The following is a 22,719-nucleotide window of genomic DNA, read 5'->3' as shown; positions in this document are numbered from 1 at the left end:
AACCTTATTGGCCCTTCCTCCCGAATGAATGTGTGATTGCCGCACCTATTTGTTGCTTATATCGGATAGCTCAATTCGGTATCTTCCGTCCAGGTCAACCCCAGCGCGCCTTCACCTAAGTGCGTCCCGATGACTGGACCGAAATAACTCAATTCAAACCGGATATCCGGAAACTCTTGCTGGAGGTGTTCCAACCAAGCCTGTCCCTTTTCGGGAATATTCCCATGGATGACAGTTGCGATAATCGGATAATCAGCCTTTGAAGCCGCCTGACCCAAAAGTTCTTCTATCCTTCGCAACGCCCGTGCATTGGTTCTGATTTTTTCGAAAACAACTATCTTTTTGTCAGAAAAATGCAGCACTGGCTTGATTTTCATGATGGAACCGATGACGGCCGCTCCACCCGAAAGCCTGCCACCACGTTGCAGGTTCATCAGATCGTCCACCATAAAATAAGCACGGGAACGTTTCTTCATATGTTCTAAACGCGCCATGATCTGCTCCGGTCCGATACCGACAGCCGCCAGCCTTGCTGCCTCCAAAACGAATCTTGCCTGCACATAGCAACTGATTTCAGAATCAAAAGGGTGAATGTTGAATTCAGGGTATTCCCTGCTTAAAGCAGCAGCATTCTGGTATGTGCCACTGATGCCGCTTGAAAGATGGATGCTGATGATTGCATCATGTTCCTTTGCCAATTCTTCATACAGCTGATACATGGCACCCACTGCGGGTTGAGAACTTTTCGGGAAATCTTCAGCAGATTTCATCAAGGAGTAGAAGTCCTCTGCAGCCAAATCTATTTCTTCCTGATACGATTTTGCTCCAATATTCACGACTAACGGCAGCATGTGAATATGGTGCTGTTGGCGTGTTTCAGCCGTCAAATATGCGGTACTGTCCGTAACTACTGCAATTTTCATAGAATCCTCAAACTTTCTGCTCATTGCGCAATTCAATCGCTTCAGCCGCCACTTCACTGTCCAACAGGCGGATCATTGTGCCTCTATCGTTGTAGTCAGCCTCATGTCCACGTCCCAACAGGATTACCGTATCTCCCGGTTCTGCGATGGCGATGGCATGTTGGATGGCTTCCTTGCGGTTTTCGATGTATTCATAATTGTCCTTTTCGATGCCGGCCAGCATCATCGCGATGATTTGTTCCTGCGGTTCTTTCCCGGTATCGTCCGTCGTCAGGATCACATAGTCCGAGAGTTCCGTACCGATGCGGGCCATAATCGGACGTTTTTCATGCTCCCGTTCCCCTGCACCGCCGAAAACGGAAATGACCCTTCCTTGCGTGAATTCGCGCACCACGCCCAATACTTTTTCCATCGCGTCGGGCGAATGGGCAAAATCGACATAGACACCGATGTCATTCGCGCCAGGAACGATTTCCAGCCTGCCTATGACGCCAGCCAATGACGTCACCGCTTTTGTAGCATCCTCCAAAGGAATGCCTAAAGCATAGACCGCCGCCAACGCAGCCAAGGTGTTGGAGACATTATAAAGTCCCACCAGATTCGTTACGACCGGATAGCGCTCCCCATTGACGACCAGATTAAAGCGGGTCTGGGTGCGGCTGTAGGTGATATCCGTCGCGAAGAAATCAGCTGTCTCATCCTTCACGCTATAAGAAATGACTTCCGCCGCCGTAGCGATGCGATAGCTGTGGATCGTTTCATCATCTGCATTCAGTATCGCCGCTTTCGTCCGTCCGTTTTTGCGGCCGTTGCCCAGTTGCGAGAAGAGCAACTTTTTCGCTTCGGCATAAGCTGCCATCGTGTGATGGAATTCCATATGTTCATGCGTCAGGTTGGTCATGACGGCGACATCCAGGTCCAGCCCCCATGCTCTGCCCATTTCCAAAGCGATCGAGGACAGTTCCAGAGTGAAGTATTCCGTTTCCCGCTCTGTCATGAGGTGCAGGGCTTTTTGCATCGTGATGCTGTCGGGCGTCGTATTTTTCGTTTTGTGCACCTCGTCACCGATATGCATTTCGATGGTGCCCATCAACCCGGTTTTTTTGTCCATCGCCTTAAGGATGGCTTCCACAAGGTACGTGACTGTCGTCTTTCCGTTTGTCCCTGTGACGCCGATGACTTTCATCGATTCACTCGGATAACCATAAAAGTGATTCGCAAGCAGACTCATCGCTTTACCCGTATCCGGAACATAGACAACCGGGACATTCGCTGCCGCTTTTTGAATATCCTTGTGGGCAACAATCACACCCGCACCGTTGGCGACCGCTGTCTCTACGTAATTGTGGCCATCCACTTGCGTCCCGTCGATGCAGATAAACAGATCCCCTGATTGGATATCACGGGAGTCCTGACTGATTTTTCCAATATTCAATTCGGGATCCAAGCTCCCGATAAGTTTCTTCATTTTGAGTACATCGATTAAATCTGTAACTTTCACGCAGATCACCTTTCCATCGACCTCTGGGGCCGTTTGGTCTATTCCTTTTAACAATACCACAAATGGAAATGTTCGGAAAGTCCCTTTCCTTGTTCGTGCGCTGTCATCCTACCGCTGCTGTGGTAAAATGGGACTGAATAACTTATTGGAGGATAATAGCTATGCTGACAACGTATCACACTATTGCAAAGAGCGGCGTTTCCGAGATCGTCATCAAGGGTTCACGCTTCATCTGCAGCCTTAAACGCGTCCATTCCGAGGACGAGGCCAAAGCATTCATCCAAGCCGTCAAAAAAGAGCATTGGAAAGCAACGCATAACTGTTCCGCATACCTGATCGGCGACCAGAACGAAATCCAACGCGCCCATGACGACGGCGAGCCATCCGGAACAGCTGGTGTCCCGATGCTGGAAGTACTCAAGAAAAATGATTTGCGTTACGTCGCTGCGGTCGTCACCCGTTATTTCGGTGGGACAAAATTAGGTGCGGGCGGATTGATCCGTGCCTACAGCCGATCGGTATCGACGGCCTTGAAGGACATCGGTATCGTTGTCCGCAGCCTCCAGACTAAAGTCGGCTGCATCGTTTCCTATTCCGCATCCGGAAAATTAGAGAATTACTTGGCGCAATCGGCGTACACGCTGATTGAGGCACAATACACCGACCAAGTTTGTTTCTTGTGCGGAATCCCTTCTGAAGACATCAGTCAATTTCAGAGCTCCCTTACGGACGTGATGAACGGCCGTATTGTCTTTGAAATCGGCGAAGAGGATTATGTGGAGCGTCCGATTTCTCCAGCCTACAATGATGCTGATGAAGGCGAAATCGAATAGAATCTGAACGAAAAAATGAACAAGTCATGACAGCCACCTAGGCTCTCATAGCTTGTTCATTTGTTTTTTTCGTCCTTTTCCCTCAGCAGGCGATACAACATTTTTCGCAATTTGGAACTGTTGCTGTCCAATAAATTGAAGGAGGCGATGAAGAGTACTACACCAAAAATCAGACCGACTCCCAAAACCACCGTTCCCCAGAAAGAAGAAATCGGAAAAAGGATGGCGGTCAAAGAAAAGATGATCGCCAAAGCATAGATGACCAAAACGGTCTGGCGGTGTGTGAACCCCAACCGCAACAACCGGTGATGCAGATGGCTTTTATCCTTCGCGCTGATGGAACGCTTATGCAAAGTTCGGCGAAGGACGGCAGCGATTGTGTCGGTCAAGGGAACGCCGAGAATGGCCACCGGTATCAACAGCGATACGAAGGTGGCATGTTTCAGGCCATACAAGGACAGCACAGCGATCATAAAGCCTACGAACAGCGATCCCGTATCCCCCAGAAAAATCGAGGCCGGATAGAAGTTGAAGGGCAAAAAGCCCAGCAAACTCGCGACCAAAAGGAAAATCATGACGACTGTGGCCACATCCATATAATCGGTAAAGAAATAGCTGACGAAGCCCATCGTCGAGAGGGAAATGATTGAAGTCCCCGTCGCCAAACCATCCAGCCCGTCCATCAGATTCACCGCATTCGTGATGACCACAATCCAAAGCATCATCACCAAGTAACCCGCTTCATGGAATTCGATTGTTCCGAAATAATCCAAAGTCAGACTGTCTATTTTGATGCCTGTAAAGAAATAGAGGACATTCGCCGCAGTGAGGATGCCGATCATTTTTTGCCAAGGCCTCAGATCATAAGCATCATCGATGATACCCGTCACAAGAATGATCAGCGAGCTCAAAAACATGACTCCCGCAAAACCGGAACGATTACTCAGAGGAACCCCGAGGAAAAATGCGCCCCAATAAGCTGCAAATATGGCCACGCCTCCCATAGTCGGCGTTTCCTTTATATGCACTTTCGCTTCGGAAGGCTTATCCATCCAACGGAACCGTCTCGCTGCCGCACGGAAAAGATAGGTGAACAACGTACTTGCCAGAATCGTCGCACCGAAAAGAAGCATAAAATGTATAAAAAAACTCACCGGATCCCTCCTTTCACCCTATATTTCCTTAATCATAGGCGATTCCGGTTCTACATGCAAATCGGCCATCTTTTTCAATCGGCGATTCGATAAAAACCATTTGCTTCCGCGTATCGATTTCCAGTGGTCGTGTCGTACTGGATGAGGTCATAATCCGCCAACAGGCTTCTTGCCTGCTCGGACAGTCCCTCTCGGCTCGAGACATATTCCCCGGTGTTGCCATTCACATAAAGCGCCTTTTCAAAAGCTGGCACCTGTTCCTGTAGCGCCATCAACAGGGCTTCAAAAGCAGTAACACGGCTGCTGCTCAATTCCAGCACTTCCGGCAAGAAATAGATAGGACTGGTGACCCCCAGATCCTTATGGACTTCTTGCGTATTGCTGTAGATGAACAGAGGCGTCTCATGCATATTTTGAAGTGTATTCAGCGCGTAAAGTTCCTCTCCGAAAACGCTTGGCCAATGATCCCCCCAAAAAACAACGATGGTTGGCTCATCCCACTCCTGGAGGGTAGCCAGCAATTCCGCCAAGGCTTGATCGCTGTACTGAAGATCCTGCAGATAGTTCCGGATCGACTGGCTGGCTATACCTGTTTCAGCAGCAGAAGGGATAGCTGTGTATTTATCCTGGTAAGGGGTATGGTTCTGCATCGTCACTAAGTGGATAAAATCTTTTTCTGCGCTGGCTTTCAGGATAGCCGTTATTTCAGCGTAAGCTGCTGCATCCGAAATATACGGATTGGTGTCCAACTTTGCCGTATTCGCCATCGTGTCCTCGTAGAGGAAGGTGTCAAAACCCAAAGCCTCATAGTTCTTCAGCCGCTTGTACATGGTCGTATTGTAGGGATGGATGGCGGTAGTCCTGAAGCCTGCCTGTTCCAAACGGGATACGATGGAAGGGAAATTGTCTCGGGAAGACAGAAATTGCGTATACGGCGTTGTGATGTTTGCGGCGAAAGGTTCCATCGAAAAGCCCGTCAAAGCCTCAAATTCGATATTGGCGGTCCCGCCGCCATAGCCTTGGGACAACAGCTCGCCACTATAGCTTGTGTCCATCAAAGCTCGCGTGAACGGAATCGGATCAGTTTGCAGATCCAAGCCCACCAACTCAAGCGGGTCCGCAAAACTTTCATTCATGATGTAGATGACATTCGTTTCAGGCAAAGCTACCGTTCTATTTGTATTGATTTCGTCAGCCAGTTGTTGATAGGTTGCTTTCAACACATCGATTTTTTCCTGCGAATAGTCCGCCGGCAGCTCCATTGGCGCAGCCGAAAGGTTGTATAGGAAGCCGGCAACAAAGCCGGTGTTGTAGTAATTCATCTGTTGGCTGTACGGAATCCAATAAGCCGTCCGGTCATAGGCTTTCTTCAGCAGGTTGCCTTCCTGCTGGAACTGGCCGGCATAGCCGAGCGCCATGCTTGTTGTTATCAGAATCAGCACGCGCGATTTCCATCCCAATTTAACGGTTTTCTTGGACTTGGCCTGACGCAGGGAATAAAGCACAAATGCCAGAAACAGCAGGAACACCAGGCTCAATGCCGCCAACGTCCGTCCGTTCAGCATCTCCAAAAGGAAGGTGGCCTCCGTCAGCATCTTCAAGTCGCTCGGATAAACGGGCTCGTTGCGCTGCAGCATCTTCTCATAGGTCGCCATCCCGAGGATTCCTCCCGACAGCACCAGCAAGGCGTTCGCCAAGCGTATGTTCCCTACCAGCGCCCAAAGCCATAGACCCAGCATCACCAATACGCCCGTACTGATCAAGAACTTCTCGGTATGCCAAGCGAATACAAAATTCACGACCAGTCCGGCGTCCAGATCGTTTTGAGTCCATTGAAGAAAAAGATGGACAACGAATACGGTCACCAACAAGCTGAAGCAGTGCAAGAGCAGGATATTCCCCCTGCTTTTGCACTGCAGCTTTTGCTTTTCTTTCATCATTTTAAGTCGTTTGCTTATTTTCACTGCAAAACCCCACTATCTGAGCAGATTAGGCTTCTTTCCAAAAACTATCGTAGACTGTTATCGGCAAATGACGTTTATGTTCTGTCTTCGTGTACCAGCCTTCGATGACTTCAGCGTCCTTTTCCGGTATTTCCTTTCCTTCCAGATACGCATCGATCATCTCGTATGTCACGCCCAAAGCTACCTCGTCAGGCAAAGCGGGACGATTTTCTTCCAAGTCCGCTGTCGGTACTTTTTCATAGAGATTTTTCGGCGCACCCAATTCCTGTAATAGTTGGCGACCTTGACGCTTATTCAACCGCCAAATCGGCAATAAGTCGGCTGCGCCGTCCCCGAATTTTGTGAAGAAACCGGTCACGGATTCTGCCGCGTGATCCGTTCCCAGAACAGCACCGCTGCTGTCGCCGGCTATCGCGAACTGAACGATCATACGTTGACGTGCTTTGATGTTGCCTTTATTGAAGTCGGTGATCGTAAGGCCCGCTTCCTCAAGCGCATCGAGTGCAGCGTCAGCCATTTCCTTGATGTTGACGACCAATTTTTGGTCAGGTGAGATGAAATCAAGCGCAGCCTGAGCATCGTGTTCATCAAATTGAATACCGTAAGGGAGGCGCACAGCGATGAATTGGTAACTTTCGTCGCCGGTTTCGTCACGCATTTCCTGGATCGCCAACTGGGCCAATCTGCCCGTCAAAGTGGAGTCTTGGCCTCCGCTGATTCCCAAAACGAATGCCTTCAAGAATGGGTGTGCCGCCAAATAATCTTTCATGAAATCGATGCTGGTGCGGATTTCCTCTTTAGGATCGATTTCCGGTTTTACTCTTAAAGCAGCAATAATTTCTTTTTGTAATGGACGCATCGCTATTCCCCCTTGATTGATCTGATTGGTTATTTAGTGCTTTCCAATAATGATGCTTCTTCTTTTATTTGCTTTTTGATTTCCTTGATTGTAGCCATCTTATGATCGTATGTCTTCTGGGACAAGTCGACCGGATAGTCTTCCGGATTCAGGATACGTTTGTATTCATCCCACAAGCCGCTCATCTGCGCTTCCGAGAATGCTTTTACTTCTTGGAGCGACGGCAATTCATATACAAGTTTACCTTCTACGATGATATCCTGCAGAATAGGGCGCGCTTCAAAGTCGGTGATGGTTTTGTTGATGTAAGTGAAGACAGGATGGAACATATACAGTTCCGACTCTTGATCGGGTTGTTCTTCCCAAAGCGCAATGTAGTCCCCTTCCGACTTACCGTCGCGCTTGCGGGTGACCCGCCATACTTGTTTCTTGCCCGGTGTGGAGACTTTTTCGGCATTGCTGGAGATTTTCATCGTATCCACCATTTGGCCGTTCTCATCCGCGATCGAGACTAATTTATAGACCGCTCCAAGCGCAGGTTGGTCATAAGCGGTGATCAGCTTGGTGCCGACACCCCAGACATCTATTTTTGCGCCTTGCATCTTCAGGTTCAAGATTGTCAGTTCATCCAGGTCGTTCGATGCGTAGATTTTTGCATCGGTAAAACCTGCCTCGTCCAATTGTTGGCGGACTTTTTTTGAAATGTAGGCCATGTCTCCGCTGTCTAGGCGCACGCCGAGGAAATTGATCTTATCGCCCATTTCCTTCGCCACTTTGATGGCATTTGGCACACCTGATTTCAACGTATCGTAGGTATCCACAAGGAAGACACAATCCTTGTGGGAATGCGCATAAGCCATAAAGGCATCATAATCATTGCGGTAGACCTGCACCATCGAATGCGCATGGGTACCTGAGGCGGGAATACCGAACATTTTAGCAGCCCGGACATTGCTCGTTGCATTGAAGCCGGCGATATAGGCTGCACGGGTGCCCCAAATGGCGGCATCCATTTCCTGCGCTCTTCTGGAACCAAATTCCATCAGTGGCTCATCGTTACAGACATAGCGCAGTCGGGCGGCTTTTGTCGCTATCAGCGTCTGGAAATTTACGATATTCAATAAGGCTGTTTCGATCAATTGGCATTCCGCTAATGGACCTTCCACCTGGACGATCGGTTCATTCGCGAATACGAGATCACCCTCCAAGGCGGAACGGATCGTGCCCGAGAAACGGAAATTTTTCAGATACTCCAAAAAACCTTCATCGTAACCGACATGTTCACGCAAATAGGCGATGTCGGTGTCCGTAAAGCGCAGGTTCTGAAGGTAGGATACGAAGCGTTCAAGCCCCGCATAGACGGCATAGCCATTATTGAACGGATACTTCCGGAAGTACAGTTCAAAAATGGCATGTTTTTCGGTAATGCCTTCATCCCAATAAGTCTTCATCATGTTAATTTGGTACAAATCAGTATGCAAAGCTAAACTATCATCGTTATAATCATAACTCATCCAACTCACTCATTTCATCTTTGATCGTACGCCTCCGCATTCTGTCGCGGTACAGCAGAAGGAAGTGCTCTATTTACCTATTGTAACGCAATTCCTCATACATTTCCGCTTTTTTGTCCAAAATCCATCAGATTGATTATAGTGATCGGCCCGCATTCCGGCAAATACAACCGGCATTTCTGCGTAAACAAAAAACCATCCTGGCGGGCGGAAAAATGCCCGCCAGGATGGTTTGCTATTTAATAAATGACTCTGATGCCGCGTGCTTCAATTTCTTGCTCGGTCAGGATCGCCCGTTCGCTTTCATCCACTCCACGGGATGATACTTTATCGAACAAGATTTTGACGGTCTGCAGCATGATTTTCAGATCCAGAATCAAGGAATACTTCTTGATGTAGATCAGATCGAAGTTCAGCTTGCTGTTGAAATCGGAAGCGTACTTCCCGTAAACTTGCGCATATCCGGTAATCCCGGCACGCACATTGTGGCGCAGGTAATAATGCGGGTTCAATTCCTTGAACTGATCAACGAAGAAGGGACGTTCCGGCCGGGGACCGACCAAGGACATATCGCCAATCAATACATTGAACAGTTGCGGCAGCTCATCGATGCGCAGGGAGCGCAGATATTTGCCGACTTTTGTGACGCGCATATCATTGCTTGTAGCCAAAACTGGGCCTGAATCTTTCTCAGCAGTCACACCCATACTGCGGAACTTCAGAATTTCGAATTCCCTGCCGTCTTTGGTGATGCGTATCTGCTTGTAGAACACAGGGCCTTCGGAACTTTTCTTCACCAAGATAGCCGTCACGGCCATGATCGGCGAGGTGATGACGATACCGATGAGCGCAACCGCAATATCGATGATCCGTTTCATCAGCCCATCTTCTGCCGGGATGCGGAACGGGGAAACTTCGATGATGCTTTCATCCTCGATGTTCATCATGTTTGGATTGACCATGATCAGGTTCTCGAAGCTTGTGTTCAAGAACATCTTCTTCTCTTTGCTCGTCAATAAATCGTATATCTTCAGTTTTTCGGATTCTTCAATCTGACTGGCCAAGTAGACGATATCAATCTCTTCCAGATGCCGCAGAACATTTTCGTGATAATCCGACAGAACCACATGTGTCACGACATGGCGTATGCTTTTTGTATTCGTAAAATTGTCGACTGCCGCGAATACTTCCTTTTCCATCCCGACAATCATGACCCGTTTGCTGCCGCTCACGCGTTGGTACATTTTGAATACCATCACGCGGAAGATGAACAGTATGATTGTTCCCACAAAGAAGTTGATCAGGATGACCGACCGCGGGAACGCCAACCAACGCCCGGCAAAAGTCAGCGCCATGATGATCAATGAAAGGACGAATTGTCCGATGACCGTGATGAACAAGAAGTCACTGATCGACTTGTTATAAAAGATATACGTACCGAACAGGATGTTGACGATGATGAAGATCACCGATACATAGACGATGCTTCCCTGAAAGGCGTCGAAGTTTATCCATGGTATGTCGGTTCCGAATTTTAAATAAAAAGATAGCAGCAATGATCCGATGAACAACAGCATATCAACGATGCCTATGATAATTTTACGGGCTTTATTCCATTCACCTGTTTGATTCACGCTTAATCTCCTCCTCCTTAGACTTGCTTGATATGAATGCATTCATTTTATCATAGTTTATTCTTTTGCGATATGAAAGTTTAGACAGACAACACCCCTCCAACCGTGTACAAGCGCATATGATTAAGGGAGGAGTATCAGACAACTGAAAAAGAACGTCCACATCAGCTTCCATTGCCTGATGTGGACGTTCCTGAGCGGATCAGTTGTCGACAAACACTAATACCGGTTGATTACTTTAATAGGTCCTTCAATTCTTCATGTGTCGCTTGGCCTTCAGCCTGCTCTTTCATGACGCGGATCGATGTAGGCAAGCCGAACAGGCGGATAAAGCCGGCTGCATCGGTATGGTTGTATACATCGTCGCTTTCGAATGTTGCAAAGCTTTCGCTGTACAATGATTTCGCGCTGACAACGCCAGCATCAGTGATGTTGCCTTTATACAGCTTCATTTTTACGAAGCCTTCAACATTTTGTTGCGTTTCGTCAACAAAGGCACCCAATGCTTTGCGCAATGGCGTATACCACAAGCCGTTGTAAACAAGCTCCGCATATTTGTTGGCAAGCAATTGTTTGTATTGGTAGGTATCTTTGTCCAGGCAAAGTTGTTCCAGTTTGTCGTGGGCATGGTACAGCACAGTTCCGGCTGGCGTTTCATAAACGCCTCTTGATTTCATGCCTACCAAGCGGTTTTCCACGATATCAATGATGCCGACGCCGTTCGCACCAGCGATCACGTTCAATTTCTCAATCAACGCGATGCCGTCCATTGCTTCCCCGTTCAGACTGACGGGAACGCCTTGCTTGAATTCCAGAGTCACATAAGTTGCTTCGTCAGGCGCTTTCTCAGGCGTCACACACATTTCCAGGATTTTATCGTAATCAGGCTCATTGGCTGTCATTTCCAGATCAAGGCCCTCATGCGATAGATGCCACAAGTTTTTATCTTTTGAGTAGTTTGTTTCCAAAGTAATCGGAAGCGGCACGTTATGTGCAGCAGCATACGCAAATTCATCTTCTCTGGAAGTCAGTTCCCATTCTCTCCAAGGAGCGATGATGGTGATGTTCGGATCGAATTCTCTGATCCCGACTTCGAAACGGACCTGGTCATTCCCTTTCCCTGTTGCCCCGTGGACGATTGCGTCAGCGTTTTCCAAGTGCGCAATCTCTACCATTCTTTTGGCAATGATCGGACGCGCAAAAGAAGTCCCCAATAAATATTGTCCTTCGTACTTAGCGCCTGCTTGCAATGTCGGCCAAATGAATTCTTCGACGAATTCTTTTTTCAAGTCTGCAACATACAATTTCGATGCGCCACAGTTGATCGCTTTTTCTTCCAATCGGCTGTAGTCGTCACCTTGTCCTACGTCTCCTACTACGGCGATTACTTCACAGTTGTTGTAATTCTCTTTTAACCAAGGGATGATGACGGACGTATCCAATCCACCTGAGTAAGCCAAAACCACTTTTTTGATCGATTCCTTTGCTGCCATGCTTTTACCTCCTTATACAGATTCAATATCCGTTGCTTTTATGCATGAACTGATATCTACATTTTCGTTTATTCAACAATATGCATTATAGCATATCTGCCATGAAAATCATCCCATTTTTTTACATTATTCTCATTTATCTGTCATACTCTTTTCATTTATAAGGCTTATTTTCCGAACAGCAAAAAGAGAACAGCTAGGGAAATACCCTGTCTGTTCTCTAAATGAGTGATTCCCGACTTTGACAGTTTATAGAAGAAAAAGCAGCGATAAAACCCGTTATATCAAGGTTTTTAGCTGCTTTTTCTCGTTTTGAATTTGTTGTGCACACACGCTACTTACCGTACTTCCGTAGGACCTCTAGCGGTACAAATTGAAAATCCCATTTTTTCCCGAGAAGTTCATTGATTTTCAAGAAGTCATCGCTACCGAAGACTTCCCAGTAGCCTTTGTCCAACGGACGGCATTGCGCGCTGATAAGAGCACTCTGTATTCTTTCAGGGCTAAGCTGTCCATCCAGTTTGTATTCTAATAACCGCATGATGGTTAAGGAGATGAAACAGATCAGAAAGTGTGCCTCAATGTGGGGTTGAGTCCAGACATAGATTGGACGCGCGTCAAAGTTTGTTTTCAAAGTTTTGAAACAATCCTCAATGCGGCTCAACGAGCGGTAGCTAGCCAACATCTCTTCATCGCTCATTTCCGTCTCGCTGGTGATCAAGACATTGATTCCGTCAAACTGTTCATCAAAAGCAATCTGTTCCTCATCGATGGAAATATGGGGTGTGAGTTTTTTGATTTCACCAGTCTCTTCATCGACGCTCTCCACATCCAAGTATCGCTTTCCACCTTTTTTCATGGTCAATCGGAATCTCTCTCCTGCAGTCAATTTCTCCGCATATTCCACCGATTTCTTACGCCGGATTTTTTCACGGAAGTCATATTTCTGATTCCAGGTTACGAGGATTTTCTCGGTTATTTCCTTTTTATTCACTGTTCTTTTGCGGATCATCGATTTCTTTGCGAAGGTTTCCTGCTCATTGGTGATCCAATCTTCTGAATCCAGAACGAACGCTTGGATATCCTTTGGTGCACCTCGGGTGCCGCGGACCTTTTGACTGAAAAGGTATCCGTCCTTGTTCTGGAGTGTTTCGGTTATGTTGTTCTTGCTGTTCATGCCTTTATCAGCTACAACAACAATTCGCTGGATGCCAAACTGTTTCTTGATTTGTTCGACTGCCGGTAGGTAGGTCTTAACATCCACACAGTTGCCAGGAAATAAACGATAAGCGATGGGAATACCGTTGGTGTCCATAAACAATCCCATCTGGACAATCGGGTTTGGCCGCTTCTCCTTACTGGGACCCCGTTTCCGAAAAGCAGGCAGAATCTCACCTTCAACCTCGACAGGCTCATCGTCCAAATCGGTTTCAAAATAGTAGTTCGTGACATCATAAAAAACTAATGCCCCCGTACGTCCGACATCCTTGGTGATGGCTTGGTGCATCTGTAGTTGGATCTCTTCGCTCAGCAGGCTGAAAGTATCCAACGCTCGATAGACCGAATGTGCGGCCAAATCGAAGTCACCGAATAGGTCCCCTTGGGACTGAACGCTCTTCCACTTACTTTGGGGATCCAAGACCCTCTTTGCCATCAAGAGGCGCATCGATTTATCGAGGTCTATTTGGGAGCTTGTTTCTTTTTCGTGTGCTCGGAAAACTTTTGAGATTCCTAGGCTGCGATAAATTTCATCCAAAAGGAGCCACCCATAGTTCTGGAGTGGATTTGATATTTTTTTATTCAAATCAAGGGTGAGAGAAAGGGTTTCCGGTTCCGGTTGAAACTTACCTGCCTTTACGTCCTCCTTTAATTCCGCTAAATAATTAGGATTCCCGGCTTCCAGATCTTTCAGCTTTCCCAAAGATTTGATGGTACGTTGCTTTACTTTGTCTTTTTCGCGATAGCCTTCCACAATCGAAACATATTGTGTGCCTTCGCGGTTTTTGGTCACTTTTACAAACATACCTCATTATACTATACATAACCGTTCACAACAACATAAAATTTAAAAAACTTGCGTTTTTTCCTACAGCCGCAAGCTTTTCATTCAAATTTTACTATTTTAACTGTCAAAGTCGGGATTATAGCATATCTGCCATGAAAATCATCCCATTTTTTTACATTATTCTCATTTATCTGTCATACTCTTTTCATTTATAAGGCTTATTTTCCGAACAGCAAAAAGAGAACAGCTAGGGAAATACCCTGTCTGTTCTCTAAATGAGTGATTCAATTTATTTTACGACTTCTTGTGTCTTATCTTGTTTCCAAAGACCTAACATCAAGGCTGAAACGACTGTACCGATCAATAAAGCCAACAAGAACATTAGTGGACGGTTGGCCAATGTGATTACGAACAAGCCACCATGTGGTGCAGGGATCGAAACGGCCCATAGCTGCGTCAAACCACCTGCAATCGCTGAACCAACGATAGATGATCCGATAACGCGCATCGGATCTGCTGCAGCGAATGGAATCGCACCTTCAGTGATGAAGGACAGACCCAACAAGATGTTGGAAAGACCGGATTTTTGTTCGATATCCGTAAATTTATTTTTGAAAAGCAAGGTTGCGATACCGATTGCCAACGGAGGAATCATCCCGCCAGCCATTACAGCTGCCATCAAGCTGCCATCGCCAGTATCCGTGAAGATACCGATTGAGAAGGCATAAGCTGCTTTGTTGAAAGGACCACCCATATCGATTGCCATCATGCCGCCAAGAACAGCACCCAACAGTACTGCGTTACCCGTACCCAAGTTTTCCAGGAATGTGATCATAGCTGTATTGATTGTGGAGAAGACAGGACCTACCAAGAAGTACATCAACAAGCCAGTGATCAATAGACCGAACACAGGGTACAAGAGAATTGTCTTCATGCCATCCAAGGTACGAGGCAATCCTTTAAAGGCTTTCTTCAGATAAACCATGATGTAACCGGCCAAGAAACCAGCAATCAATCCGCCCAAGAATCCAGCATTTGCTTGCACAGCCAAGTAACCGCCTGCCATACCTGGGAGTAATCCTGGTCGATCTGCGATACTCATTGCAATGTAACCAGCCAAAATCGGAATCAGGAAGCTGAATGCTGCTCCACCAATTGCCATAAAGGAAATGAACAACGGACTATCTGAACCGAATGAAGTTTCGAACAGGAAGGAAATCGCAATCAGGATACCACCACCGACAACAAACGGCAACATGTGTGAAATACCGTTCATCAAGTCTTTGTAGACTCTTCCGATGATAGAAGGCTTCTCATCGCTTTCATTTACAGCGAAGATATCTCCTTCGACATTCAGGATCGGCGCTTCCTGACGCATTGCTTTCGTGATCAATTCTTCCGCTTTATTGATGCCATCGCTTACCGGTCTTTGCAGAACGTGTTTGCCGTTGAAGCGCGCCATCTCAACTTTTTTATCAGCCGCCACGATGACCCCATCGGCACGGCGGATTTCGTCTGCAGTCAATGGGTTCTTGACGCCGTCTGACCCGTTCGTTTCAACGCGGATATCCACGCCCATTTTTTCAGCCATTTGTTTCAATGAATCTTCAGCCATATAGGTGTGTGCAATCCCGGTAGGACATGCCGTTACCGCAATGACAAAAGGTTTTTTCGTTTCGGTTGCTGCTACTGGGGCTGCTTTTGCAGCTGCTTCAGCTTGCTCTTTGGCTTCACGTGCAGATTCTGCTGCTGCGAATAACCCTTGCACCTCTTCTGGGGTCTGAGCTTTTTTCAATGATGCAGTGAAATCAGGATTGATGAGTAAACGGGATAATGACGCCAAAACTTCCAAGTGAACATTATTTGCGCCTTCCGGAGCCGCGATCATGAAGAACAGATGTGCTGGTTGACCGTCCAACGAAGCATAGTCCACACCGGCTGCACTTTTAGCAAAAACAACAGCTGGTTTCACGACTGCTTTGTTTTTGGCATGCGGCATTGCGATGCCATCGCCCAAACCAGTGGACGTTTGTGATTCACGCTTCATGATGCCCTCTTTGTAAACCGCAACATCATTGATGATGCCGTTAGCGGAAAGACTTGCGATCATTTCATCGATGACACCCTCTTTGGTTGTTCCTTGCAAATCCATAATCATCAATTCTTTTAATAAGATATCATTGATTTTCATATTAATAAGTTCTCCTCCCTATAGCTGACTGATAGTGACTTGTTTGACTAGAGCATCAATTTCTTCACGTTTGGCTAAATCGTCGGCAAAAGCGGTCGCGCTTCCGCAAGCGATGCTGACTTTGAATGCTTCCAACGGGTCGTGTGTCTTCGTGTATGTCCCGACAAATCCAGCGATCATCGAATCTCCGGAGCCGACTGAATTCTTAAGGACTCCCTTTGGTACTGTACCATGGTAAACACCTTCCGGAGTGAAAAGGATTGCTCCTTTAGCGGCCATCGAGATGATCGCGTACTGCGCTCCAGCTTCAAGCAGCTTCTTCCCGTAAGGCAAGATATCCTCATCGGTTTCGAAAGTAGTATCGAACAATTCCGCCAATTCGTGGTGGTTCGGTTTTACCAATAACGGATGGTACGGCAAGGCATTCTTCAATTCCTCTCCGGTCGTATCGATCAGGAACGGGATGCCTTTGTCCGTCAATCTGCGGATGATGGTCTGATAGTAATCGTCAGGCAAGCTTGTAGGTTTGCTTCCCGCTAAGACTACGATGTCGTTTTCCGGATCAAGCGTATCGAATTGTTTCAGGAATTCTTCGGCGATTGCAGGCTCGATATTCGGGCCCGGCCCGTTCATTTCCGTCTCCATTCCTGACTTGATCTTGACATTGATGCGGGTTGCTTCATCCACATGCGTAAAGTGCGTTTTGCTGTTTTCTGCTTCCAGCCAGTCTTCGATGTATTTTCCGGTAAAACCGCCAAGGAATCCCAAAGCGGTGTTTTCCACTTCCAGTTCATTCAGGATGCGGGAAACGTTGATGCCTTTGCCTCCCGGCAGTTTGAAATCCTGTTGGATGCGGTTCACTTCACCCAACTCGATAGCGGGCAAATGGACGATGTAATCGATGGATGGATTTAATGTTACTGTATATATCATTATTCAGCCTCCCAAATAGTTGTACTGTCTTTCAGGTTACGTTTGATTTCCGACGGGACATTGTGGCTGATGATGCCGCAATCCTCAATATCACAGACCTTCACAAAACTGACTTGTTTGAACTTCGAAGCATCCGCTACGACATAGCTTTGTGCGGCATTCTCGATGGCAATGCGTTTGATGGCTGCTTCTTCGGTGTCAGGCGTCGTGAAGCCGTACTGCTTATCGATGCCGTTGATGCCAAGAAAAGCTTTGCTGAAACGGTAATTCCTCATTTGCATTTGGCTGACTGGTCCGATGACTGCTTTTGTCTCCATCTTGATTTTGCCGCCGATAAGGATTGTCTCGAGTTGCAAATCCGCCAATAAGCTAGCATGTGGGACGCCGTTTGTGACGACCAAGATGCTCTTGCCCTTCAAAAAGGGAATCATCTCATAGGTGGTAGATCCGGCATCCAAAAAAACAATGTCTTGGTCGCTTACCAATTGAGCTGCCTTTTCAGCAATCCGTTGTTTATCCTGAACGTTTTTGGATGTTTTATCCTCCATCCTGTCCTCAGCGGAAACGCTATAGTTCCGCTTTGCTCCGCCATGGACACGAACCAAGAAACCAGCCTCTTCAAGAGTGCTTAAATCCCTTCGTATCGTTGATTCAGAACTTCCAGTCTGATCAACAAGCTCCTGTAATTTTACAATGTTGTCTCTGGCTAAAGTGTCTAGAATGATTTTATGCCGCTCTTCTGTAAGCACTTTCTATCACCTCTCGAACAAAAATATACCACCCAAACGGGAATAAAGCAATCATTTTCATCCAAAAACAATAAATTTCATCCACAAGCATCCAATAACATTGACGGGAAGGCTTTTCATAAGATTTATTATTTTTATTTCCGAACCGTATATTGGCGCTTTCCCCAAAAAGAACAAAAATAAAGCTGACCAACAAAATTCTGTTGGTCAGCCTTATTTAGTGGTTGTACAGATTTTCTTGTTCACTTTCGTAAACAATTCGTCCTTTAATAGAAAGATTCTAAATCCTGTTTTAGTTGAACTCTGAATTGCAGAGGGTTCCGCCTAAGTTGATAACCACACACGGACAAAAAACGTCCGCTTTGTGGGTATCCTCTTAGTGCTCACCCTCTAAACGCAATTCATCGTATCCTGTTTTAGTTGAACTCTGAATTGCAGAGGGTTCCGCCTAAGTTGACAACCACACACGGACAAAAAACGTCCGGGTATCTAAATGCGAATCATCACATCCTGTTAGAACGGTTCTGAATCCTAGAGTTCTCCGCCTAAGCTGAAATCACCACCTCGACCAAAACCAGGTCGTGGTGGTGATTTCCTCTTAGTGCTCAAACTCTGAGCTCAGGATTCATCACACACTGTTTTTTACATCATGCCCATGCTTGGGTCCATTGATGGGGGTGTTGCTGGGGCTGGACGGTCGGCTACGATCGCTTCTGTCGATAGGATCAGGGCAGCTACGCTGGCTGCGTTTTGTAAAGCGGAACGTGTCACTTTTGTAGGATCCACGATTCCTGCTTCTATCATGTTCACCCACTCATCGGTTGCGGCGTTATAACCCATACCAACTTCAAGTCCTTTGATCTTATCGGCTACAACAGAGCCTTCTTTACCAGCATTTTCAGCGATTTGTCTCACTGGCTCTTCCAATGAACGCGCTACGATGCGCGCACCTGTTGCTTCGTCGCCGGTCAGTTCCAACGCTTCAACGCGTTTTTGAACGTTGATCAAAGCTGTACCACCACCGGATACGATACCTTCTTCAACAGCGGCGCGGGTTGCATTCAAAGCATCTTCGATACGCAGTTTGCGTTCTTTCAATTCAGTTTCGGTAGCAGCTCCGACTTTGATGACACCGACGCCACCGGATAATTTCGCAAGACGTTCCTGTAATTTCTCACGGTCAAACTCTGAAGTTGTCTCGGCTGATTGCGCACGGATGACCGCAACACGCTGTTCGATGGCTTCTTTTTCGCCGGCTCCTTCAACGATGGTTGTGGAATCTTTGGTTACGACAACTTTACCTGCACGACCCAAATGTTCTACGGTAGTATCCTTCAATTCCAAGCCTAAATCCTCAGCAATAACGGTACCACCTGTCAGGATTGCGATGTCCTGCAGCATTTCTTTACGGCGGTCACCGAAACCAGGTGCTTTGACTGCCGCTACATTGAATGTTCCGCGCAATTTGTTCAATACTAATGTAGGCAACGCTTCGCCGTCAACATCATCAGCAACGATCAACAATGGGCGACCTTGTTGCAGGATCTGTTCCAATAAAGGCAAGATGTCTTGGATATTGGACAATTTACGATCCGTGATCAGGATATAAGGTGCTTCCAATTCTGCTTCCATTTTGTCGTTGTTGGTGACCATGTATTGCGATAGGTAACCGCGGTCGAATTGCATCCCTTCAACAACATCCAACTCGGTTTCGATCCCTTTTGACTCTTCGATCGTGATGACTCCGTCGTTGCCGACTTTCTCCATTGCTTCCGCAATCAATTCGCCGATTTCTTTCGATCCGGACGATACAGCAGCTACCTGTGCGATCGACTCTTTTGAATTTACGGTTTGGGAAATTTCTGCCAAGCCTTTTACGGCTGCTTGAGTAGCCAATTCGATACCGCGACGGATGCCTACCGGATTTGCGCCTGCTGTAACGTTCTTCAAACCTTCACGAACGATCGCTTGTGTCAAAACAGTGGCAGTCGTTGTACCGTCACCAGCAATGTCGTTTGTTTTGGAAGCAACTTCGGAAACCAATTTCGCTCCCATATTTTCGAAACGGTCTTCCAATTCGATTTCTTTGGCGATTGTCACGCCGTCATTCGTGATCAATGGAGAACCATACGCTTTTTCTAAAACAACGTTGCGGCCTTTAGGTCCTAATGTCACTTTTACGGTATCTGCTAAGATATCCACACCACGAAGCATTGCTGCTCTTGCGTCTTCTGAAAATTTAATGTCTTTTGCCATTTATCGATTCACCTCATGAATTTTATTTTTAGTCCAGAATTGCTACGATGTCGCTTTCTTTGATCACTAAGTATTCTGTGCCTGCATATTTGACTTCTGTGCCTGCATACTTTTCGAAAAGGACAGTATCCCCCGCCTTTACGGTCATTTCGATGGTTACGCCGTTATCCGTCACGCGGCCTGCTCCTACAGCAATAACGGTACCGGTTTGGGATTTTTCTTTAGCGGACGACGGTAAAACGATGCCGCCTACAGATTTTTCCTCTTCTTTGGCAACTTCTACAATAACACGGTTTCCTAATGGTTTTAACAAGATGATCCCTCCAAAAATAAGTTTATTTTAGCACTCATCAACTCAGAGTGCTAAGTTACATTTCTATATTAATCAATCTCCAATTAATTTGCAAGAGGGAAGCCGATTTTTTCTGATTCTATTTTTTTACGCTATTATGCTATACTGTTTATCAAGCGTAAGACGTCAGTTCTCTCAGAAAGGTACTATTATATGAATAAAAAAATACGTTCCAGGTCAACGTTAGCCATACAGATCATTCTCATCTATCTCGCTTCTCAGCTTCTGCCGGTCGTTATACTTTTTTTCATTCCGGAGGCAGATCGTATCGCAGCGGCTATGAATCTCTCGCTATTCTTCGCTTTCCTAGGGACTGTCCTTATGGTAGCATGGAATAGCAGAAAAAAATGGACACCACAAAACAGCCTTACAGAGCAACCAGCCGCCCCAATCGGAAAAACGCTCGCGATCGGAATCTTTGGCTTCTTGGGAGCTATCCTGATTCAGATCGTCGCGATGAACGTGGAGTATCTTTTGTTCAAGATGCCCGTGATTTCCGAAAATACGGAAGTATTGCTGGACTTGACAAACCGCTATCCATTCTTTATTTTTAACATTATCATCTTTGCACCTGTGATGGAGGAATTTGTATTCCGTAAAGCGATTGTCACACATCTGGTTGATGCAATCGGGATCGTCGGCGCAGCCACTATCAGTGCTTTGCTTTTTGCGATTGCGCATAATGATGGGCACTATTTGGTTTATGGCTCTCTGGGACTATGGTTTTCTTTCCTTTATTACAGAACAAGAAACATAGCCACTCCGATGATTGCGCATGCGTTGATGAATGCCGTATCCGCTTTGCCGATTCTCTCCCAACTCATTTCGTAAGGCACGTGAAGTCCGCTATTTAGGAAAAAGAAAGGAATAACATGACTTTAAAAAATCTATTAATTCAAGTAATCATCCGTTTTGTTTTCGCAATCCTTTTCATTTCGCTGGCAGTCGACGCAGTGAATACTGCAGGGTGGGGATTCATGGCCATCATCAGCGTGCTGTTCGCAACAAGTGATGTCGTAAAAGGCGTTCGCATGTTCAACGCCTACCTGAAAATCAAAAACAGCATCGACAAAAACTAGGAAAAGCGGTACAAGCCCGCTCTGCCTCGAAAGAAATTTAGGAAATCTGGCCTCGCAACGTTTCCTACGGTCACCTTGTACTAGGGCTCTAAGGGATGAATCCCTAAGAGTCCCATGCAAATGAGCATCGTAGAGCGCAATTGCTGAGAGACTTCCTGCGTCAGCAGGTTAGTCGAACAGTATCCTTGGCTCGAAGAGACAAGGGGTTCCTGCCTCTCTTTCCGAGAGGCAGGCTTGGACCGCTAGACATCACTTTGGAAACACCAAATAATTTGCTGACCTTTAAATCACCCTTGGTGATGCATTTCTTTGTTCAAAATGTATACCTACTTGCTAATGAAAAAAAGAAGGATGAGGCGGCCTCATCCTTCTTTTTGCGTTTTCTTATCATCAACTGCCGACTTTGCTCAGCCGATATCATTGTCCAAGAAATAAATCAACGTCTGCAATTCATTCGTCAAATCCACATTCTGAACGCGGACATTTTCCGGAACGGAAAGACGGATCGGGGTAAAGTTCATGATGCCGCGAACGCCCGCTTCGGTCAAACGGTTCGTTGCATCCTGCGCAACTTCTTGGGGAACGGTCAGAATGGCTACATCAATCTGTTGGATACGCAACTGCTCCACCATATCCGTCATGGGGTACACCGGTACACCACTGAGGATTTTACCAACAATGCCTTCATTGACATCAAATGCTGCACTGATGCGCACATTGTTGCTTACGTGGAAGTTGTAGTTCAACAAGGCATGACCCAAATTACCCACACCGATCAAAGCAACGTTCGTCAAACGGTCCTGATTCAAGGTTTTGCTGAAGAAATCCAACAAATACTCGACATCATAGCCGTATCCTCTTTTACCCAGTGCGCCAAAATATGAAAAATCCCTACGGATAGTAGCACTATCCACTTTTACTGCTTCACTGAGCTCAGTGGATGAAACACGTTTTTTACCAGCGTTATGCAAAAAGCGCAAATAGCGGTGGTAAATCGGCAACCTCCTTGCCGTAGCTTTTGGAATATCATTCGTCGACATTTTTTCTCCTCTTCTTTCCTCTTTCATTTCGTAACTCATAGTGTTTGTGCGGTTCCGACAAACTTTAAAAAGTATGTTCACATACTTAAGCTTTCATTTCATACTGCCTATTATATCACCTGATTGTGAAAAATCTACTAATTTGTTCGAAATCGGACTTGATTGTGAAGCCTTTTTTGAACAACATGTGAAATACTGTAACAAATGTAAGCGGAGTCGCCAACATTTTTTCACATGTA

The 22,719-nt window shown here is 46.5% G+C and carries 18 protein-coding genes; 3 read left to right on the top strand and 15 right to left on the bottom strand.

Annotated elements, in window-relative coordinates; translation table 11 throughout:
* Positions 1 to 56 precede the first annotated feature (56 nt).
* On the bottom strand, positions 57 to 923 hold the full coding sequence (locus tag ACKPCD_RS04465; protein WP_321434123.1) for a fatty acid kinase binding subunit FakB: 867 nt from the start codon (positions 921 to 923) through the stop codon (positions 57 to 59).
* Between the two features lie 7 nt (positions 924 to 930).
* A complete protein-coding gene (locus ACKPCD_RS04460) occupies positions 931 to 2,424 on the bottom strand; it encodes a UDP-N-acetylmuramoyl-L-alanyl-D-glutamate--2,6-diaminopimelate ligase (RefSeq protein ID WP_068561059.1) in 1,494 nt (497 codons plus the stop codon).
* Between the two features lie 161 nt (positions 2,425 to 2,585).
* Between ACKPCD_RS04460 and ACKPCD_RS04455 the strand changes: the two genes are divergently transcribed.
* On the top strand, positions 2,586 to 3,257 hold the full coding sequence (locus ACKPCD_RS04455) for a YigZ family protein (protein ID WP_321434122.1): 672 nt from the start codon (positions 2,586 to 2,588) through the stop codon (positions 3,255 to 3,257).
* A gap of 56 nt (positions 3,258 to 3,313) precedes the next feature.
* On the opposite strand, the gene ACKPCD_RS04450 is transcribed toward ACKPCD_RS04455, so the two are convergent.
* The 12 genes from ACKPCD_RS04450 to groES form a co-directional block, all read right to left on the bottom strand.
* Positions 3,314 to 4,411 carry a glycosyltransferase family 4 protein gene (locus ACKPCD_RS04450; RefSeq protein ID WP_321434121.1) on the bottom strand — a complete coding sequence of 366 codons (1,098 nt, stop codon included), beginning with the start codon at positions 4,409 to 4,411 and terminating at the stop codon, positions 3,314 to 3,316.
* Positions 4,412 to 4,485: 74 nt separating this feature from the next.
* Complete coding sequence (locus tag ACKPCD_RS04445; protein ID WP_321434120.1) at positions 4,486 to 6,375, bottom strand: LTA synthase family protein; 1,890 nt, start codon at positions 6,373 to 6,375, stop codon at positions 4,486 to 4,488.
* Positions 6,376 to 6,400: 25 nt separating this feature from the next.
* The gene (gene nadE / locus ACKPCD_RS04440; protein WP_288924542.1) at positions 6,401 to 7,234 is read right to left on the bottom strand and encodes an NAD(+) synthase; all 834 of its coding nucleotides are present in this window, start codon (positions 7,232 to 7,234) and stop codon (positions 6,401 to 6,403) included.
* Positions 7,235 to 7,263: 29 nt separating this feature from the next.
* On the bottom strand, positions 7,264 to 8,748 hold the full coding sequence (locus tag ACKPCD_RS04435; RefSeq protein ID WP_321434119.1) for a nicotinate phosphoribosyltransferase: 1,485 nt from the start codon (positions 8,746 to 8,748) through the stop codon (positions 7,264 to 7,266).
* Between the two features lie 239 nt (positions 8,749 to 8,987).
* On the bottom strand, positions 8,988 to 10,382 hold the full coding sequence (locus ACKPCD_RS04430) for a sugar transferase (RefSeq protein WP_321434118.1): 1,395 nt from the start codon (positions 10,380 to 10,382) through the stop codon (positions 8,988 to 8,990).
* A gap of 233 nt (positions 10,383 to 10,615) precedes the next feature.
* Complete coding sequence (locus tag ACKPCD_RS04425; protein ID WP_068560988.1) at positions 10,616 to 11,875, bottom strand: argininosuccinate synthase; 1,260 nt, start codon at positions 11,873 to 11,875, stop codon at positions 10,616 to 10,618.
* A 334-nt stretch (positions 11,876 to 12,209) separates the two neighbouring features.
* Complete coding sequence (locus ACKPCD_RS04420) at positions 12,210 to 13,898, bottom strand: IS1634 family transposase (RefSeq protein WP_321433553.1); 1,689 nt, start codon at positions 13,896 to 13,898, stop codon at positions 12,210 to 12,212.
* Positions 13,899 to 14,169: 271 nt separating this feature from the next.
* Positions 14,170 to 16,071: a PTS fructose transporter subunit IIABC gene (locus ACKPCD_RS04415; RefSeq protein ID WP_321434117.1), complete on the bottom strand. Its 1,902-nt coding sequence runs from the start codon at positions 16,069 to 16,071 to the stop codon at positions 14,170 to 14,172.
* An 18-nt stretch (positions 16,072 to 16,089) separates the two neighbouring features.
* Positions 16,090 to 17,004 (bottom strand): 1-phosphofructokinase, encoded by a 915-nt coding sequence (gene pfkB, locus ACKPCD_RS04410; RefSeq protein ID WP_321434116.1) that lies wholly within the window; start codon positions 17,002 to 17,004, stop codon positions 16,090 to 16,092.
* Positions 17,004 to 17,753, bottom strand: coding sequence for a DeoR/GlpR family DNA-binding transcription regulator (locus ACKPCD_RS04405; protein ID WP_321434115.1), 750 nt, complete (start codon positions 17,751 to 17,753; stop codon positions 17,004 to 17,006). The genes pfkB and ACKPCD_RS04405 overlap by 1 nt, the downstream gene beginning before the upstream one ends.
* A 642-nt stretch (positions 17,754 to 18,395) precedes the next feature.
* Complete coding sequence (gene groL, locus ACKPCD_RS04400; protein WP_321434114.1) at positions 18,396 to 20,009, bottom strand: chaperonin GroEL; 1,614 nt, start codon at positions 20,007 to 20,009, stop codon at positions 18,396 to 18,398.
* 28 nt (positions 20,010 to 20,037) lie between these two features.
* Positions 20,038 to 20,322, bottom strand: a complete 285-nt coding sequence (gene groES / locus ACKPCD_RS04395) for a co-chaperone GroES (RefSeq protein WP_068560996.1) — start codon at positions 20,320 to 20,322, stop codon at positions 20,038 to 20,040.
* 360 nt (positions 20,323 to 20,682) lie between these two features.
* Here groES and ACKPCD_RS04390 point away from each other — a divergent pair, with 360 nt between their 5' ends.
* Positions 20,683 to 21,192, top strand: a complete 510-nt coding sequence (locus tag ACKPCD_RS04390) for a CPBP family intramembrane glutamic endopeptidase (protein ID WP_288927858.1) — start codon at positions 20,683 to 20,685, stop codon at positions 21,190 to 21,192.
* 41 nt (positions 21,193 to 21,233) lie between these two features.
* Positions 21,234 to 21,440: a DUF4305 domain-containing protein gene (locus tag ACKPCD_RS04385; protein WP_086988713.1), complete on the top strand. Its 207-nt coding sequence runs from the start codon at positions 21,234 to 21,236 to the stop codon at positions 21,438 to 21,440.
* A gap of 407 nt (positions 21,441 to 21,847) precedes the next feature.
* Here ACKPCD_RS04385 and ACKPCD_RS04380 read toward each other — a convergent pair whose 3' ends face one another.
* Positions 21,848 to 22,480, bottom strand: coding sequence for a redox-sensing transcriptional repressor Rex (locus ACKPCD_RS04380; RefSeq protein ID WP_068560999.1), 633 nt, complete (start codon positions 22,478 to 22,480; stop codon positions 21,848 to 21,850).
* Positions 22,481 to 22,719: the final 239 nt, after the last annotated feature.

The sequence above is a fragment of the Trichococcus flocculiformis genome (assembly GCF_963662535.1).
Lineage (GTDB): Bacteria > Bacillota > Bacilli > Lactobacillales > Aerococcaceae > Trichococcus > Trichococcus flocculiformis.
This window is presented reverse-complemented; position numbering and strand designations above follow the sequence as displayed.